Raw genomic sequence first — 16,135 nt, 5'->3', positions numbered from 1 at the left:
CATTTACTCCCGGGGGTGGTCAACCAGGAATGCCTGCACGGGCCCACAGCCCCAGGCGTCTCGAGGCTGTCGGCTCCGTCGCTGTACACACCTTCGCAGCCCACCAGAGTCCGCAGGCAACTCAGACAGCACACATGAGTATGGATGGCCAACACGTGAACGCCATGGCCGGCAACGGAAGTGGCGCGTCCCGCAACCACTTCGCCGACTACGACGAACTGCCCGAGGGGCACTTCTACGACCCGGACGCGGAGTACGAGCCCGATCCCGAGTACGCCGCCACGCTCGCGCCCGACGCGGCCCGCCAGCGCCGTGAGCGCATCGGACCGACCGGACGCCCGCTGCCCTACTTCCCGATCCCGGGGCCGCTGACCGAGCACGGCCCCGCGAAGATCATCGCGATGTGCAACCAGAAGGGCGGCGTGGGCAAGACCACGTCGACCATCAACCTGGGCGCCGCGCTCGCCGAGTACGGGCGCCGGGTGCTGCTCGTCGACTTCGACCCGCAGGGCGCGCTGTCGGTCGGTCTCGGCGTCAACCCGATGGAGCTCGACCTCACCGTCTACAACCTGCTCATGGAGCGGGGCATGGCGGCCGACGAGGTGCTGCTGAAGACCGCGGTCCCCAACATGGACCTGCTGCCCAGCAACATCGACCTGTCGGCGGCCGAGGTGCAGCTGGTGAGCGAGGTCGCGCGCGAGTCCACGCTGCAGCGGGCGCTGAAGCCGCTGATGGACGACTACGACTACATCGTCATCGACTGCCAGCCCTCGCTCGGCCTGCTCACGGTCAACGCGCTGACCGCCGCGGACAAGGTGATCGTGCCGCTGGAGTGCGAGTTCTTCGCACTGCGCGGTGTGGCGCTGCTGACCGAGACGATCGAGAAGGTCCAGGAGCGCCTCAACCCCGACCTGGAGCTCGACGGCATCCTCGCCACGATGTACGACTCGCGCACGGTGCACAGCCGTGAGGTGCTCGCGCGTGTGGTCGAGGCGTTCGACGACCACGTCTACCACACGGTCATCGGGCGCACGGTCCGCTTCCCGGAGACCACGGTCGCCGGTGAGCCGATCACCACGTACGCCTCCAACTCCGTCGGTGCCGCCGCCTACCGCCAGCTCGCCAGGGAGGTGCTCGCCCGGTGTCACGCCGAGTGAGTCTGCCGGGGGCCGACGAACTCTTCCGCACGACAGGGGGAACGGCGCTCCAGGCGTCCTCCCCGCGGCGACCGGCCGGTGGCGACGCCCGGGTGCCGGCGCCGGCGGGGGAGAGCGACCAGGCCGCCGCCGAGGACGCGCCGCAGTCGGTGCCCGCGCAGGGCGGTGACGGCGAGGGCGCGGAGCACGCCGCGGCGGACGCGGAACCCGGCTCCGGGGGCGAGCCGCGCAGCCGCGGCGCGGAACGCTCCGCGCGGGGCTCGGGCCCGGGCGCGCAGGAAGGTTCTGCCACCGCCCAGCCGCGCAAGCGCGGGCGGTCACCCTCGCGCCGTCCCAGCGGTCGCGAGCGCCACGACGAGAAGATCACCGTGTACGTCTCCGCCGAGGAGCTCATGGACCTGGAGCACGCCCGGCTGGTGCTCCGCGGCGAGCACGGGCTGGCCGTCGACCGCGGCCGCATCGTCCGCGAGGCGGTCGCCGTGGTCCTCGCCGACCTGGAGACCCGGGGGGACGCCAGCATCCTCGTACGACGGCTGCGCGGGCGGTAGCGGTAGCCTGCGGGGGCCATGACCTCGAACGACGCCCCCCGCCCCGGTGCCCGCGCCGGCCGTCGGCGTGCGCTGGGGAGAGGACCGGGAGAGCCGCGGGTGGCTCCGCCGGCCCCGCCGGTCACCGAGACGCCCGAGGCGCCCGTGGAGGCGCCGTCCGGCACCGAGCCCCGCGAGGCCGCGGTCGCACGGCCGGCATCCGAGGCGCCACCGGCGAGCACGGCTCCGCAGGCCTCCTCGCCGAGTGACGCGACCTCTGCGCAGGCCTCTCCCCAGGTCCTTTCCCAGGCCTCTCCGCAGGCTTCCCTCGCGGTGACCGAGCCGGAGGCGGAGCGCCCCCGCCGGGAGGCCGGGTCACGGGGCGAGTCGGAGGCCCCGGCGCCCCCTCGGCCGGAGTCCGCGCCGCAGCCGCCCGCCGCCGCTCCGGACACGGCGGCGCGGGCTTCCACCGCGGGGCCGGGGTCCGGGGAGCGGACGTCCGCCGTGGCTTCGGAGTCCGCGCCGCAGGCGTCCGCCGTCGCCCCGGAGGGCTCCGGGACGGCCCACGGCCCCGCAGGCCGCGAGAGCGCGCCGCAGGGCGCTCCGGGGCCCGACGGGGCGGCGGCCGCCCCCGTGGCGTCGCAGGCCCCGACTCGGGACGGGTCAGAGGACCCGGCGGAGGGCGCGCCCGGCGACGGTGGCGACGGGGTCTTCAAGGTGCGGCTCGCCAACTTCGAGGGGCCGTTCGATCTGCTCCTCCAGTTGATCTCCAAGCACAAGTTGGATGTCACCGAGGTCGCGCTCTCCAGGGTGACCGACGAGTTCATGGCGCACATCCGGGCGCGGGGGCCGGACTGGGACCTCGACGAGACGACCGAGTTCCTGGTGGTCGCGGCCACACTGCTCGACCTGAAGGCGGCCCGGCTGCTGCCCGCCGCCGAGGTGGAGGACGAGGCCGACCTGGCGCTGCTGGAGGCCCGCGACCTGCTCTTCGCGCGGCTGCTCCAGTACCGCGCGTACAAACAGATCGCGGAGATCTTCAACGACCGGCTGGAGGCCGAGGCCCGCCGCCACCCCCGTACCGTCGGCCTGGAACCCCACCACGCCGAGCTGCTGCCCGAGGTCGTCATCAGCATCGGGCCGGAGGGCTTCGCCAGGCTCGCCGTCAAGGCGATGCAGCCCAGGCCCAAGCCGCAGGTCTACGTCGAGCACATCCACGCACCCCTGGTCAGCGTGCAGGAGCAGGCCGGGATCGTCGTCGCCCGGCTGAGGGAGCTGGGCGAGGCCAGCTTCCGGACCCTGGTCGAGGACACCGAGGACACACTGACCGTCGTCGCCCGCTTCCTCGCCCTGCTGGAGCTGTACCGGGAGAAGGCCGTCGAGCTGGACCAGGAGACCGCGCTCGGTGACCTGCTGGTGCGCTGGGCGGGAGGGGACGGCGACGCCGGGCCGGTGGTGACGGACGAGTTCGACCGGCCGCCCGAGAAGACCGAGGAGGAGCGGAAGGCGTGAGTGACGAGACCACGGAGGTCGTGGGCGGGCCGGGCACCGTCGCCGGCCTGGAACTCAAACCCGCCCTCGAAGCCGTCCTCATGGTCGTGGACGAGCCGGCGACCGAGGAGCACCTCGCCCGGATACTCCAGCGGCCGCGGCGGCAGATCGCGGACGCGCTGCGCGAGCTCGCCGACGAGTACACCGTCCAGCGCCGCGGCTTCGAGCTGCGCCTGATCGCGGGCGGCTGGCGCTTCTACAGCCGCCCCGAGTACGCGGCGGCCGTCGAGGGCTTCGTCCTGGACGGCCAGCACGCCCGCCTCACCCAGGCCGCGCTGGAGACACTCGCCGTGGTCGCCTACCGCCAGCCGGTCAGCCGCAGCCGCGTCTCCGCGGTACGCGGCGTGAACTGCGACGGCGTGATGCGCACCCTCCTGCAACGGGGTCTGGTCGAGGAGGCGGGCACGGAACCCGAAACAGGTGCGATCCTGTACGTGACGACGAACTACTTCCTGGAGCGGATGGGCCTGCGCGGCCTGGACGAGCTCCCGGAGCTCGCGCCCTTCCTCCCCGAGGCGGCGGCGATCGAGGCCGAGACACTGGAAGGGGTCCCGTCGTTCGATCCGGACGCCCCGGATTCCGAGGACGCAGACGACAAGACGGAACTTTGATGCGAAGCAGCAGCGGCAGGAACAGCAGCGGAAACAACGGCGGGAGCCGTGGTGGCAACAGCGGCGGCCGCGGCGGGAGCAGCGGTGGCCGCGGTAACCCCCGCGGCGGGAGCAGTGGTGGGCGCGGTAACCCCCGCGGCGCCGGTGGCAACCGCGACGACAGGCAGGGCGGCCGTCCCAAGAACCCGCGCCCGGAGGAGCGGCGCTACGACGTGGGCCCCGGCGCCACCCATGAGGGCCCGAAGTCGGGCCGCGGCCCCGCGGCCCGCGGCGGCGCCAAGGGCGGGCCGAAGAAGCCCCTGCAGCGGGGCCGCTCGGTCCCGGCCACGTCGCGTGAGTACGAGGCGCGGGCCGAGGAGCGCAACCGGGAGCGGTACGCCGGCAAGAAGGACGTCAAGCTGCCCAAGACCTTCCCGGGCGCCGAGCAGGAGGGCGAGCGGCTGCAGAAGGTCCTCGCGCGCGCGGGCTACGGCTCCCGGCGTGCCTGCGAGGAGCTGATCGAGCAGGCGCGCGTCGAGATCAACGGCGAGATCGTGCTGGAGCAGGGCAGGCGGGTCGACCCGGAGAAGGACGAGGTCAAGGTCGACGGCCTGACCGTCGCCACGCAGTCGTACCAGTTCTTCTCGCTCAACAAGCCCGCCGGCGTCGTCTCCACCATGGAGGACCCGGACGGCCGGCAGTGCCTCGGTGACTACGTCACCAACCGCGAGACCCGGCTCTTCCACGTCGGCCGGCTCGACACCGAGACCGAGGGTGTCATCCTGCTGACCAACCACGGTGAGCTGGCGCACCGCCTGACCCACCCCCGGTACGGCGTGAAGAAGACCTACCTCGCGCACATCGTGGGCCCCATCCCGCGCGACCTCGGCAAGCGCCTCAAGGACGGCATCCAGCTGGAGGACGGGTACGCGCGCGCCGACCACTTCCGGGTCGTCGAGCAGACCGGCAAGAACTACCTGGTCGAGGTCACCCTCCACGAGGGCCGCAAGCACATCGTCCGCCGGATGCTGGCCGAGGCGGGCTTCCCCGTCGACAAGCTGGTGCGCACCGCCTTCGGCCCGATCACCCTGGGCGACCAGAAGTCGGGCTGGCTGCGCCGGCTGTCCAACACGGAGGTCGGGATGCTGATGCAGGAGGTCGAACTCTAAGCACCGCGAAGGTTGTGACGGGCCACCCACCCCCTTTATAGTCTGAGTGACTATTAAGGGGGTGGCCGCCTGTGCACGGCTACGACAAGTACGCCTTCGAGCCCTTCGCCGTCACCGTCGATCTCGCCGTCCTCACGATCCGCGCGGGCGCGCTGCACGTGCTGCTCGTCGAGCGGGGGCAGGAGCCGTACGCCGGCCGCTGGGCGCTGCCCGGCGGCTTTCTGCTGCCGGACGAGTCGGCGGAGACGGCGGCCCGGCGCGAGCTGGCCGAGGAGACCGGCCTGTCCGACGTGAGCGGACTGCACCTGGAGCAGCTGCGCACCTACAGCGAGCCCGGCCGCGACCCCCGGATGCGGGTCGTGTCGGTCGCGTTCGCCGCCCTGCTGCCCGGCCCTCCCGAACCGCACGCGGGCACCGACGCGGCCGAGGCCCGCTGGGTGCCGTACGACGCGGCCCTGAACCTCGCCTTCGATCACGACCGGATCCTGGCCGACGCCCGGGAACGCGTCGGCGCCAAGCTGGAGTACACCTGCCTGGCCACCGCCTTCTGCCCGGCCGAGTTCACGCTCGGCGAGCTGCAGCAGGTCTACGAGACCGTGTGGGGGACGGCTCTGGACCGGCCGAACTTCCGCCGCAAGGTGCTCGCCACACCGGGTTTCGTCGAGGCGGTCCCCGGCGCCGCCCGCCTCACCGGCGGCCGCGGCAAACCGGCCGCGCTCTACCGCTCCGGCCCTGCCACCACCCTGCACCCGCCCCTGCTCCGCACCCCTCGGGAAGGACGCCCCGCATGACCACGACGCCCCGCACGACCACGACCACCGTCACCAAGCGCGCCGCCACCGGGGCGCTCACCGGACTCGCCCTCGGCGACGCGCTGGGCTTCCCCACCGAGTTCAACGACGTCCCGTCGATCCTCGCCAAGTGCGGCCCCTGGCGGGAGATGGAACTGCCCCGGCCCGCGATCGTCACCGACGACACCCAGATGACGCTGGCGCTCGGGAAGGGGCTGCGGACGGCCATGGGCCTCGCGGTCCTGACGCCCGAGGGCATGGCCGAGCCCGTGCGGCAGGAGTTCATCGCCTGGAACCGGTCGCCGGAGAACAACCGGGCCCCGGGCAACACCTGCCTCACGGCCTGCGGCCTCCTGGAGCGTCCGGACCGCCCCTGGCAGGACGCCTCCCAGCTCCACTCCAAGGGCTGCGGCGCCAACATGCGCGTCGCGCCCATCGGCCTCGTCCCCGGCCTCAGCGACGAACAGCGCGCGGGCGCCGCCCAGTTGCAGTCCGCGCTCACCCACGGCCACCCCACCGCGCTCGCCGCCTCCGACCTCACCGCCCACGCCGTACGGCTGCTCGCCGAGGGAGCCGAGCCGACCGGACTGGTCGGGCTGCTGCGGTCGTACGCCTACGACAACCGCACCCGCTACCACGAGCGCTGGCTCGGCGACCTGTGGACCCGCGCCCAGGACCCGACCCCCGAGCACTTCATCGCCCGCGGCTGGGACGAGTGCCTGGCGATACTCGACCGCCTCCAGCACGCCGTGCGCACCGTCTCGCCGGAGACCGACCCCTGCCTCGCGGTGGGCGAGGGCTGGATCGCCGAAGAGGCCATGGCGGCCGGGCTGCTCTGCTTCCTGCTCTTCGTCGACGAGCCGCTGACCGCCCTGCGCCGTGGCGCCTGCACCTCCGGCGACTCCGACTCCATCGCCTGCCTCGCGGGCGCCTTCGCCGGCGCGTACCTGGGCGCCGACGCCTGGCCCGCCGCATGGGCCGACCGCATCGAGTACCGGACCGACCTGCTGGCCCTCGGAGCGCTCTGGGACGCTTGAGCACATGACCGACCAGGTGGGGCGCGAGCACGGGGATGCCGGCGTCGGCCACACGCGCGTGCGCGCCGACGTGGAGCGGCTGCACGGCGTACTCGACGAGGCGCGGGCGGCGTCAGTCCTGCCCGACGCCCCCACCGCGTACGACGCCCCGCACGACTTCGTCGTACGGTTCCGTCTGGCCGGCCCGGAGGGCTGAGGCGCGGCGGACGCGGACGAGGAAGTCCTCGACGCGGCGCCGGTCCGGCTCGGCGGGCAGCGGGCTGCGGCGGGCCGCCTCCTCGCCCTCCTCCACCAGGAGGCCCATCCGGGACTCGACCTCGGGCCAGGGCACCTCGCCGCGCTTCACGGCGAGCAGCGACTCCCGCCGGTCGCCGACGTCGATCGTCAGGACGCCCGTGCGGAGCAGGTCGCGGGCGCTCGTCAGCAGCCGCAGCAGGTGCATCGCGTGCTTCCAGCGCGGGGCGCCGTGCGCGCGCACATCGGCGTCCAGCTTGCGGCGCTGGCCGTGCGCGTACCGGCTGAACGTCTCGTGGACCCGGCGCGAGAGGAACGCCTCGCGCAGGGCGAGCAGTTCGCGGCCCGTGTCGTCCACGGACTCGACGAGCGGGGAGTGCAGGCACTCCAGGACGTTCGGGTTCGCGCGCAGCGCCAGCTCGCAGAAGCGCTCCAACTCCCAGCTGAACTGCTCCTCGGCGGGCCCCTCCACATGCGTCGGCGGCTTCTCGAAGCGCCAGAACAGGGGCGTCGGCGCGAGGAACACACCCCGGCGGTCCGTGTCGCTGCCCTCCGTCGCCAGACCGAAGGCGCGCGAACCCATGACACAGGCGTAGATCGTGTGGTCGCGCACCAGGGTCCCGGGCTCCATGCCCGGAGCGTACGCGGGCGGCTCACGCTAGGCGGACCGAATTCCCGTCCACCGCGATCCGCTTCTCGGGCAGCGGCCTGGTCGCCGGACCCCGCTCCACCGCGCCGTCGGCGACGCTGAACCCGCTGCCGTGGCAGGCGCAGTCGATGGTGCCGTCCCGCACGTCCGACACCAGGCAGTTCTGGTGGGTGCAGACCGCCGAGAACGCCTTGAACTCGCCCCGCGTCGGCTGGGTCACCACGATCTTCTCGTCCGCGAAGACCTTGCCACCGCCGACCGGGATGTCGCTCGTCGGCGCCAGCTCCTGTCCCGGCGAGGCGGCCGAGGAACCGCCGTCTCCGCCTCCGCAGCCGGTGATGAGCGCCGCCGCCCCCGTGCAGAGGAGGACCGTACGGCGGGTCGGGATGTCGGTCATGTCGCAGCTCCGGGGGGAGGGGGGCGGGCCGGGGGCCAGCGTCTCAGGAGACGGGCGCCCCGGACCGGTACGCGGCGGGCTGACTACGCTGGACGGACCAAGAACCGATACGCACGTCAGCAAGGAGCATCGCCGTGGCGGTACGAGCGGTCCGGGGCGCCGTCCAACTGGAGCGGGACGAGGCCGGGCACATGGACGAGCAGGTCGCGGCACTGCTGACCGCCGTCCTGGAGCGCAACGGCCTGACCGGCGACAACCTGATCAGCATCTGGTTCACGGCCACGCCCGACCTGCACAGCGACTTCCCGGCGGCCGCCGCCCGCAAGCTCGGCATCACCGACGTCCCGCTGATCTGCGCCCAGGAACTGGACATCGAGGGCGCCATGCCCCGCGTCGTCCGGATCCTCGCCCACATCGAGTCCGACCGGCCCCGCGCCGAGATCTCCCACGTCTACCTCGGCGCCGCCGCGGCCCTGCGCAAGGACATCGCCCAGTGAGAACCGCACTCGTCATCGGCACCGGCCTCATCGGCACCTCCGCCGCCCTGGCCCTGACCCAGCGCGGGGTCACCGTCCACCTCGTCGACCACCACCCCGAGCAGGCCCGTACGGCCGCCGCGCTCGGCGCCGGCACCGACCAGGCCCCGGACGGGCCGGTCGACCTCGCGATCGTCGCCGCCCCGCCGGCCCTGGTGGCCGACGTGCTCGCCGACGCGATGGCGCGCGGCGCCGCCCGCGGCTACATCGACGTGGCCAGCGTCAAGGGCGGCCCCCGGCGCGACCTGGAGGCACGGGGGCTCGACCTCTCCGCCTACATCGGCACGCACCCCATGTCCGGCCGCGAGAAGTCCGGCCCGCTCGCCGCCACCGGCGACCTCTTCGAGGGCCGCCCCTGGGTGCTGACCCCGACCCGGGACACCGACACCGAGGTGCTGAACCTCGCCCTGGAGCTGGTCTCGCACTGCCGTGCGGTGCCGGTGGTGATGGACGCGGACGCCCACGACCGCGCCGTGGCCCTCGTCTCCCACATGCCCCACCTGGTCTCCAGCATGGTCGCCGCCCGCCTCGAACACGCCGAGGAGACCGCCGTACGGCTGTGCGGACAGGGCATCCGCGACGTGACCCGGATCGCAGCCTCCGACCCCCGGATGTGGATCGACATCCTCTCCGCCAACCCCGGGCCGGTCGCCGACCTGCTCACCGACGTCGCCGGCGACCTGGAGGAGACGGTACGGGCCCTGCGCGCCCTGCAGTCCTCCGACGAGGACAAGCGCCGCGAGGGCGGCACGGGCATCGCGGAGGTCCTGCGGCGCGGCAACGCCGGACAGGTGCGGGTCCCGGGCAAGCACGGCAGCGCACCGCGGGTCTACGAGACCGTGGCCGTCCTCATCGACGACCAGCCCGGCCAGCTGGCCCGGATCTTCGCGGACGCGGGACGGGCCGGGGTCAACATCGAGGACGTACGGATCGAGCACGCGACCGGGCAGCAGGCCGGTCTGGTGCAGCTGATGGTCGAGCCGAAGGCCGCGTCCGTGCTGACGGCGGCCCTCAAGGAGCGGGGCTGGGCGATCCGGCAGTGATCTTTCGGATCCCGGCGGTGGTCCCGGGGTGCCGGGCGACTGTCGGAGGGGTCCCGGAGAGCCAGTAACCTTGTGCGGGACGCCTTCGCGTCCCGCACACCACCCACCGCACCGCACCAGGAAGGTGTCCCCTCGTGGAAAACGGCGCCGCCCCGACCGTCCCGGCCGTGATTGTCGCCATCGACGGCCCCTCCGGCACGGGCAAGTCGAGCACGTCGAAGGCCGTCGCCGAGCAGCTCGGCCTCAGCTACCTGGACACCGGCGCCCAGTACCGGGCGATCACGTGGTGGATGGTCACCAACGGCATCGACACCGACGACCCGCACGCGATCGCCGCCGCGGCCGGCAAGCCCGAGATCGTCTCCGGCACCGACCCGGCGGGCCCCACCATCACGGTCGACGGCGTGGACGTGGCCGGCCCGATCCGCACCCAGGAGGTCACCTCCAAGGTCAGCGCGGTCAGCGCCGTCCCCGAGGTGCGGACCCGGATCACCGAGCTGCAGCGCACCATCGCCGCCGCCGCCCCGCTCGGCATCGTCGTCGAGGGCCGCGACATCGGGACGACGGTGCTGCCGGACGCCGACCTGAAGATCTTCCTCACCGCCTCGGCGGAGGCCCGCGCCGCCCGCCGCAGCAGCGAGCTCAAGGGCGCCGACGTCAACGTCACCCGCGAGGCCCTGATCAAGCGGGACGCGGCGGACTCCAGCCGCAAGACCTCGCCGCTGGCCAAGGCCGACGACGCCGTCGAGGTGGACACCACCGACCTCACCCTCCCGCAGGTCATCGAGTGCGTCGTCACCCTCGTCGAGGAGAAGCGGGCGGGGAAGTGACCGAGGTCCCATCGGCGCGGAGCGCCGAGGTCGGGCGGCGCATCGGCGTCGGCCTGATGTACGGGCTGTTCCGGCCGCGTGTGCTGGGCGCCTGGCGGGTGCCCGCGACCGGCCCGGTGATCTTCGCCGTCAACCACTCGCACAACGTGGACGGCCCGATGGTCATGGGCGTGGCGCCCCGGCCGACGCACTTCCTGATCAAGAAGGAAGCGTTCATCGGTCCGCTGGACCCCTTCCTGCTCGGCATCGGCCAGCTGAAGGTGGACCGCTCGACCGCCGACCGCACCGCCATCACCCAGGCGCTGGGCGTCCTGGACAACGGCGGCGTGCTGGGCATCTTCCCGGAGGGCACCCGGGGCGAGGGCGACTTCGCCGCGCTGCGGGCCGGCCTCGCCTACTTCGCGGTCCGCAGCGGCGCACCGATCGTCCCGGTCGCGGTGCTGGGAAGTTCCGACCGGCCCGGACGGTTGATAAAGGCGCTGCCTCCGCTGCGCTCGCGCGTCGACGTCGTCTTCGGCGACCCCTTCGACGCGGGCGACGGCAGCGGGCGGCGGACCCGCAAGGCGCTGGACGAGGCGACCGAACGCATCCAGAAGCAGCTCACCGCACACCTGGAGAACGCCAGGCGGCTCACCGGCCGCCGGGCCACACTTTGAGTAGTGGATCACCCGGTACAGGGGGTGCACCACCGATCACCACGATGAACGAGGTACGGACTTCATGAACGACCACATCCACTCCGAGGGCTCGGGCGAGGAGCACGACCACGGGGCGCTCGGTGACGCCGAGTACGCGCAGTTCATGGAGCTCGCCGCCGAAGAGGGCTTCGACATCGAGGAGGTCGAGGGCGCGATCGAGGAGGCCGGGCACGGCCCGCTGCCCGTCCTCGCCGTCGTCGGCCGTCCCAACGTCGGCAAGTCGACCCTGGTGAACCGGATCATCGGCCGCCGCGAGGCCGTCGTCGAGGACAAGCCCGGCGTCACCCGCGACCGCGTCAGCTACGAGGCCGAATGGGCCGGCCGCCGCTTCAAGGTCGTCGACACCGGCGGCTGGGAGCAGGACGTCCTCGGCATCGACGCCTCCGTGGCCGCGCAGGCCGAGTACGCGATCGAGGCCGCCGACGCGGTCGTCTTCGTCGTGGACGCCAAGGTCGGCGCGACCGACACCGACGAGGCCGTCGTACGGCTGCTGCGCAAGGCCGGCAAGCCCGTCGTGCTGTGCGCCAACAAGGTGGACGGCCAGAGCGGCGAGGCCGACGCCTCCTACCTGTGGTCGCTGGGACTGGGAGAGCCGCACCCGGTCTCCGCGCTGCACGGCCGAGGCACCGGCGACATGCTGGACAAGGTCCTGGAGGCCCTGCCCGAGGCCCCGGCCCAGACCTTCGGTACCGCCGTCGGCGGCCCGCGCCGCATCGCCCTGATCGGCCGGCCCAACGTCGGCAAGTCCTCGCTGCTGAACAAGGTGGCGGGCGAGGAGCGCGTCGTCGTCAACGAGCTGGCCGGCACCACCCGCGACCCGGTCGACGAGCTGATCGAGCTGGGCGGCGTGACCTGGAAGTTCGTCGACACGGCGGGCATCCGCAAGCGCGTCCACCTCCAGCAGGGCGCCGACTACTACGCCTCGCTGCGCACCGCCGCCGCCGTCGAGAAGGCGGAGGTCGCCGTCATCCTCGTCGACGCCTCCGAGCCGATCTCGGTCCAGGACCAGCGGATCGTCACCATGGCCGTCGAGGCGGGCCGCGCGATCGTCGTCGCCTACAACAAGTGGGACACCCTCGACGAGGAGCGCCGCTACTACCTGGAGCGGGAGATCGAGACCGAGCTCGGCCAGGTGGCGTGGGCGCCCCGGGTCAACGTCTCGGCGCAGACCGGCCGGCACATGGAGAAGCTGGTCCCCGCGATCGAGACGGCCCTGGCCGGCTGGGAGACCCGCGTCCCGACGGGCCGGCTGAACGCCTTCCTCGGTGAGCTGGCCGCCGCCCACCCGCACCCGGTGCGGGGCGGCAAGCAGCCGCGCATCCTGTTCGGCACGCAGGCCGGCACCAAGCCCCCGCGGTTCGTGCTCTTCGCCTCCGGATTCATCGAGGCCGGCTACCGGCGCTTCATCGAGCGCCGGCTGCGCGAGGAGTTCGGCTTCGACGGTACGCCGATCCACCTCTCGGTGCGGGTGCGCGAGAAGCGCGGCGCGAAGAAGAAGTAGCGGCAGCCGCGACGGCGAAGAGAACGACGAGAGAGGGCGACCCCGGCAAGGGGTCGCCCTCTCTCGTCACTCGGGTGGCTGTCAGGCGCCTCTGCGCGGGCCCGGTGGCAGCGCGGCCGGGACATGGTGCGTGCCGACGCGCTGCCACATCGGCTGCTGGTGGCCGACGCGGGCGCTGTGGGCCCCCGCACTGTAGGCGCTGTACGCGCCTCTGCTGCGCGGGATGCTCCGGAAGGCCGTGAATCCCAGCTCCTCCTCACCGCTGCGATCGCCCGGCAGTGATCGGAAGGACCGGACGTACTCGGCGTAGAGCGCGTCGTAGATCGGCGTGGCCGAGGGGCCGCCCTGGCGGTGAAAGGCGTCGTATGCGTACACGTATGTCCAAACGACACCGCGCTGGAAGAGATGCGGCCCAGGCGGTGGCCGTCCGCCGGCCGCACGGACCGCGCTCAGGTTCCGGCCAGCGGCAGCGCCGCCGCGACCAGCTGCCCGTTCGCCGCCGCCCTGTCCAGCGCTTCCCGCAGCAGGTCCTCGCGCGGCTGCCGTCCGATCGACCCGACGGGCGCCGCGAACATCAGCACCTGCTGGTGCTTGTTGGCCGCCGTGCGCCAGCCCTCGGTGACCTGGAGGGGCTGGTGCGCCTGCCACCAGGCCACCGGCCGGCCGCCGTTCGTCCCCGGCTGGAGCACCGCGTGCAACTGGCCCATCGCGAGCAGTACCGACCAGCCGTGCAGCACCGCCGGCGCGGTGGACAGCTCGGTGACCGGCATGAAGCCCTGTTCGATGAGCAGCGGCAGGAAGTCGTCGCCGGCACCGACGGTGCCGGGCCGGGCGATGGGGGCGGTCGGCTCCACCACGAGGGCCGGGTGGAGTTCGTCGGCGATCAGGATCAGTCCGCTGGTGACACCGAGCACGGCCTGCTCGGGTGCGGCCTGCTCGGGCACGGCCTGTTCCGGCCCGGGGCGGGCGTTGTCGGAGCTGATGGACTTCACGGCCCCCTGGAGCTGCTCCTCGGTGACCTTGACCACCTGCGAGGGCAGGCACCCGGCGTGGGCGAAGGCGAGTACGGCGGTCTCGTCCCCGATGAAGAGAACGGTGCTGGTGCGCTCCTGCGCGCAGTCGCCCGGGGTGCGGCAGGACGTGCAGTCGTAGCTGCCCGGGGCGGATTCCCCGGCGAGCAGGCGGTCGGCTTCTTCGTCGCCGATCTCGGCGCGTACGTCGTCGCTGACGTCGAGCATGCGCGGCACGGGTGGCTCCCTCGGGATGCGGTACGTGGCCGGACCGGGTGGCTCCCGGGCCGTGGTCCGGGCGGTCCCCGGCTCATGCAGAAGACAACGGGGGATCTGTGGCGGGAGTCACGCCCCACGCCCGACGGAATCGAACCATCCGGCGCACACGGTCATCTGTCGGCCGGAACCGCTCACTCACCGTCAACTGGTTTGAACCGCAAGGCCGTTGATGCGGTGAGGTGGGTCACAGATCACCATGCCGGTTGGTCGACAAATCAGGAAATCAGCGAATGAAGTGGGTGTCCGGAAATGGCTGATACCCGAGGTAATGGCGGACTGGCCTGGAATGACGGGCCATTGGTTGATCCCGGCCGGACGGGCTCCCTAGATTGCTCCGCCGTGTGCAACGAGCACCGCTCGGGAACGTCCGCCGACCGCATCACCGGCTCGCACCACGGCCATCGGCGGACGGGGCGGAGCGCGACGACCGCGTGCTGTGCGCGGCGAGCGTGCCCCGTCCTGGGGGAGCCCGGGTTGCGTGGAGAGGGAAACACATGTCCGGAAGTGCCGATACCACTCGCGGCAACGTTCGCAGGAACCGTACGGCGGCGGTCCTCGCCGGGGCGGCCCTGCTCGCGCCCCTCGGACTGCTGGTCACGACCGGCAGCGCCGCGGCGGCGGACCGCGGAGTGTGGGACCGCATCGCCCAGTGCGAGAGCGGCGGCAACTGGCACATCAACACCGGCAACGGCTACTACGGCGGACTGCAGTTCTCCGCCTCCACCTGGCGCGCGTACGGCGGCACCGCCTACGCGCCGACCGCCGACAGGGCGACGAAGTCCCAGCAGATCGCCGTGGCGACCAAGGTCCAGCGCGCCCAGGGCTGGGGCGCGTGGCCGACCTGCTCCTCCCGGGCCGGGGCCCGGGGCGGCGCACCGGCCGCCGCCACCCCGCCCGAGGCGGCCCCGGCCGCCCCCGCCGAACCCGCGAAGTCCACCGCCGGGCCGTCGAAGGCGCCGACCCGGAAGAGCGGCCACACCGGCCGCAGCGCGTCCCGTGGCGACTACACCGTCCGCCAGGGCGACACCCTCAGCGCCATCGCCGGCCGGTACGGCACCAGCTGGCAGCGCCTGCACGCCGCCAACAAGGCCGTCATCGGCGCCGACCCCGACGTGATCGTGCCCGGCCAGCGCCTCGAACTCTGAGCCGCCCGCCCCGCCGCGCGGCACAGCCTCCCTGGGCGAACCCGCGGCGGGGCCTCGGACCCGCCTTCGGCCGTGATCACATCGCAATCGGACACAGGCAACCAGAAGGCGGGGTTCTGGGTCTAACCGGACGACGAGAAGCCCAGGGAGGATCCGCACCGCATGACGCCGCCGACCCCATCGGCCGCTCCGCTGCGCGCCGACTGCATCGGCGACTCGGCGGGCGGTCTGACCTTCGACGTCGCCGCGCACGAGGGCACCGGGGCGGCCCTCCTCATCCTGCGCCGCCGCGCCGCCGACGGAGCCGACGACACCGTCAGCCTGCCGCTGGCCCCCGCGGCCGAGGGCAGGCTGCGCGCCGCGCTGCCCAGCAGCGTGGCCCTCCCCGAGGGCCGCTGGGACGCCTACGCGCGCGTGTCCGACGGCGAGCCGCGGCGCCTGGTGCCCGGCGTCACAGACCTGCGCTCCCTCGCCGACCGCACCCCCGGGGGCCTGCTCGGCCACGTCGCCGTCCGCATCCCGTACGCCACCCGGCAGGGCAACCTCACCGTCCGCAGCTGGCTGCGCGCCCCGCACGCGGAGACGGGAGAGCTGCGCGCCGCGGAGGGCGGGCTGACGGTACGCGGACGGGTGTACGGCACGCAGCTGGCCCCCGGCGCCCACGCCGAGCTGCGGGTCCGCTCCGGCACCGGCGAGGGCGGTGTGCGCCGGCTGGACGTCGCGGCCGACCGGGCGGAGTTCGGCTTCACCGTGCCCTACGGCACCCTGGCGCCGGGCGAGTGGGACCTGTGGCTGCGGCCCGCCGGGGAACCCGGCCCGGCCGTGCGCCTCGCGCGGCTGCTGGACGACATCGCCGACAAGCACCCCGTCCTCACGTATCCACGCGCGCGCGTGCGGACGCCGCACGGCCTCGTGCGGGCCGGGCCGTACTACACCCGGGACAACGACCTGTCGCTGTCGGTCACCCCGCTGGAGACCTGACGACGCGGAC

18 protein-coding genes and 1 pseudogene are annotated in these 16,135 nt (G+C 73.2%); 15 read left to right on the top strand and 4 right to left on the bottom strand.

Going from position 1 to position 16,135, the window contains the following annotated elements:
• Nucleotides 1-29: 29 nt before the first annotated feature.
• The 8 genes and pseudogenes from ACP4J0_RS23470 to ACP4J0_RS23435 all read left to right on the top strand — a co-directional run.
• On the top strand, nt 30-1,157 hold the full coding sequence (locus tag ACP4J0_RS23470) for a ParA family protein (protein ID WP_426600637.1): 1,128 nt from the start codon (nt 30-32) through the stop codon (nt 1,155-1,157).
• Nucleotides 1,142-1,705, top strand: coding sequence for a hypothetical protein (locus ACP4J0_RS23465; protein WP_426600636.1), 564 nt, complete (start codon nt 1,142-1,144; stop codon nt 1,703-1,705). Before ACP4J0_RS23470 ends, ACP4J0_RS23465 begins: the two co-directional genes overlap by 16 nt.
• A 483-nt stretch (nt 1,706-2,188) precedes the next feature.
• Entirely contained in the window at nt 2,189-3,196 is a 1,008-nt protein-coding gene (locus ACP4J0_RS23460; protein ID WP_426600635.1) for a segregation and condensation protein A, read from the top strand.
• Nucleotides 3,193-3,846 carry an SMC-Scp complex subunit ScpB gene (gene scpB / locus ACP4J0_RS23455; RefSeq protein ID WP_426600634.1) on the top strand — a complete coding sequence of 218 codons (654 nt, stop codon included), beginning with the start codon at nt 3,193-3,195 and terminating at the stop codon, nt 3,844-3,846. The genes ACP4J0_RS23460 and scpB overlap by 4 nt, the downstream gene beginning before the upstream one ends.
• Nucleotides 3,846-4,994 carry a pseudouridine synthase gene (locus ACP4J0_RS23450; protein WP_426600633.1) on the top strand — a complete coding sequence of 383 codons (1,149 nt, stop codon included), beginning with the start codon at nt 3,846-3,848 and terminating at the stop codon, nt 4,992-4,994. Before scpB ends, ACP4J0_RS23450 begins: the two co-directional genes overlap by 1 nt.
• 71 nt (nt 4,995-5,065) lie before the next feature.
• Nucleotides 5,066-5,785 (top strand): NUDIX hydrolase, encoded by a 720-nt coding sequence (locus tag ACP4J0_RS23445; RefSeq protein ID WP_426600632.1) that lies wholly within the window; start codon nt 5,066-5,068, stop codon nt 5,783-5,785.
• Nucleotides 5,782-6,822: an ADP-ribosylglycohydrolase family protein gene (locus tag ACP4J0_RS23440; protein WP_426600631.1), complete on the top strand. Its 1,041-nt coding sequence runs from the start codon at nt 5,782-5,784 to the stop codon at nt 6,820-6,822. Before ACP4J0_RS23445 ends, ACP4J0_RS23440 begins: the two co-directional genes overlap by 4 nt.
• A gap of 19 nt (nt 6,823-6,841) precedes the next feature.
• Nucleotides 6,842-7,018, top strand: a pseudogene (locus ACP4J0_RS23435) (nucleotidyltransferase domain-containing protein); the annotation flags it as partial.
• Here the strand turns inward: ACP4J0_RS23435 and ACP4J0_RS23430 are convergent.
• A complete protein-coding gene (locus ACP4J0_RS23430) occupies nt 6,935-7,687 on the bottom strand; it encodes a nucleotidyltransferase domain-containing protein (protein ID WP_426600630.1) in 753 nt (250 codons plus the stop codon). The pseudogene ACP4J0_RS23435 and the gene ACP4J0_RS23430 sit on opposite strands and share 84 nt — an antisense overlap.
• 22 nt (nt 7,688-7,709) lie before the next feature.
• On the bottom strand, nt 7,710-8,102 hold the full coding sequence (locus ACP4J0_RS23425; protein ID WP_426600629.1) for a Rieske (2Fe-2S) protein: 393 nt from the start codon (nt 8,100-8,102) through the stop codon (nt 7,710-7,712).
• Between the two features lie 134 nt (nt 8,103-8,236).
• Here ACP4J0_RS23425 and aroH point away from each other — a divergent pair, with 134 nt between their 5' ends.
• From aroH to der, 5 genes are all read left to right on the top strand, one after another.
• Entirely contained in the window at nt 8,237-8,599 is a 363-nt protein-coding gene (gene aroH, locus ACP4J0_RS23420) for a chorismate mutase (RefSeq protein WP_426600628.1), read from the top strand.
• The gene (locus ACP4J0_RS23415; protein WP_426600627.1) at nt 8,596-9,681 is read left to right on the top strand and encodes a prephenate dehydrogenase; all 1,086 of its coding nucleotides are present in this window, start codon (nt 8,596-8,598) and stop codon (nt 9,679-9,681) included. The genes aroH and ACP4J0_RS23415 overlap by 4 nt, the downstream gene beginning before the upstream one ends.
• 134 nt (nt 9,682-9,815) lie before the next feature.
• Entirely contained in the window at nt 9,816-10,511 is a 696-nt protein-coding gene (cmk, locus tag ACP4J0_RS23410; RefSeq protein ID WP_426600626.1) for a (d)CMP kinase, read from the top strand.
• A complete protein-coding gene (locus ACP4J0_RS23405; RefSeq protein ID WP_426518409.1) occupies nt 10,508-11,167 on the top strand; it encodes a lysophospholipid acyltransferase family protein in 660 nt (219 codons plus the stop codon). Before cmk ends, ACP4J0_RS23405 begins: the two co-directional genes overlap by 4 nt.
• Nucleotides 11,168-11,231: 64 nt before the next feature.
• Entirely contained in the window at nt 11,232-12,710 is a 1,479-nt protein-coding gene (gene der / locus ACP4J0_RS23400) for a ribosome biogenesis GTPase Der (RefSeq protein WP_426600625.1), read from the top strand.
• A gap of 81 nt (nt 12,711-12,791) precedes the next feature.
• Here the strand turns inward: der and ACP4J0_RS23395 are convergent, their stop codons facing one another.
• Together ACP4J0_RS23395 and ACP4J0_RS23390 are read right to left on the bottom strand one after the other, a co-directional pair.
• Nucleotides 12,792-13,085, bottom strand: coding sequence for a hypothetical protein (locus ACP4J0_RS23395; RefSeq protein WP_398135195.1), 294 nt, complete (start codon nt 13,083-13,085; stop codon nt 12,792-12,794).
• Nucleotides 13,086-13,159: 74 nt separating this feature from the next.
• Nucleotides 13,160-13,957, bottom strand: coding sequence for a hypothetical protein (locus tag ACP4J0_RS23390; RefSeq protein ID WP_426600624.1), 798 nt, complete (start codon nt 13,955-13,957; stop codon nt 13,160-13,162).
• Nucleotides 13,958-14,493: 536 nt separating this feature from the next.
• Between ACP4J0_RS23390 and ACP4J0_RS23385 the strand changes: the two genes are divergently transcribed.
• Both ACP4J0_RS23385 and ACP4J0_RS23380 read left to right on the top strand, forming a co-directional pair.
• On the top strand, nt 14,494-15,144 hold the full coding sequence (locus ACP4J0_RS23385; RefSeq protein ID WP_426600623.1) for a transglycosylase family protein: 651 nt from the start codon (nt 14,494-14,496) through the stop codon (nt 15,142-15,144).
• Between the two features lie 162 nt (nt 15,145-15,306).
• Entirely contained in the window at nt 15,307-16,125 is an 819-nt protein-coding gene (locus tag ACP4J0_RS23380; protein WP_426600622.1) for a hypothetical protein, read from the top strand.
• Nucleotides 16,126-16,135 lie beyond the last annotated feature (10 nt).

The sequence above is a fragment of the Streptomyces sp. WG7 genome, assembly GCF_049975785.1.
GTDB lineage: Bacteria > Actinomycetota > Actinomycetes > Streptomycetales > Streptomycetaceae > Streptomyces.
This window is presented reverse-complemented; position numbering and strand designations above follow the sequence as displayed.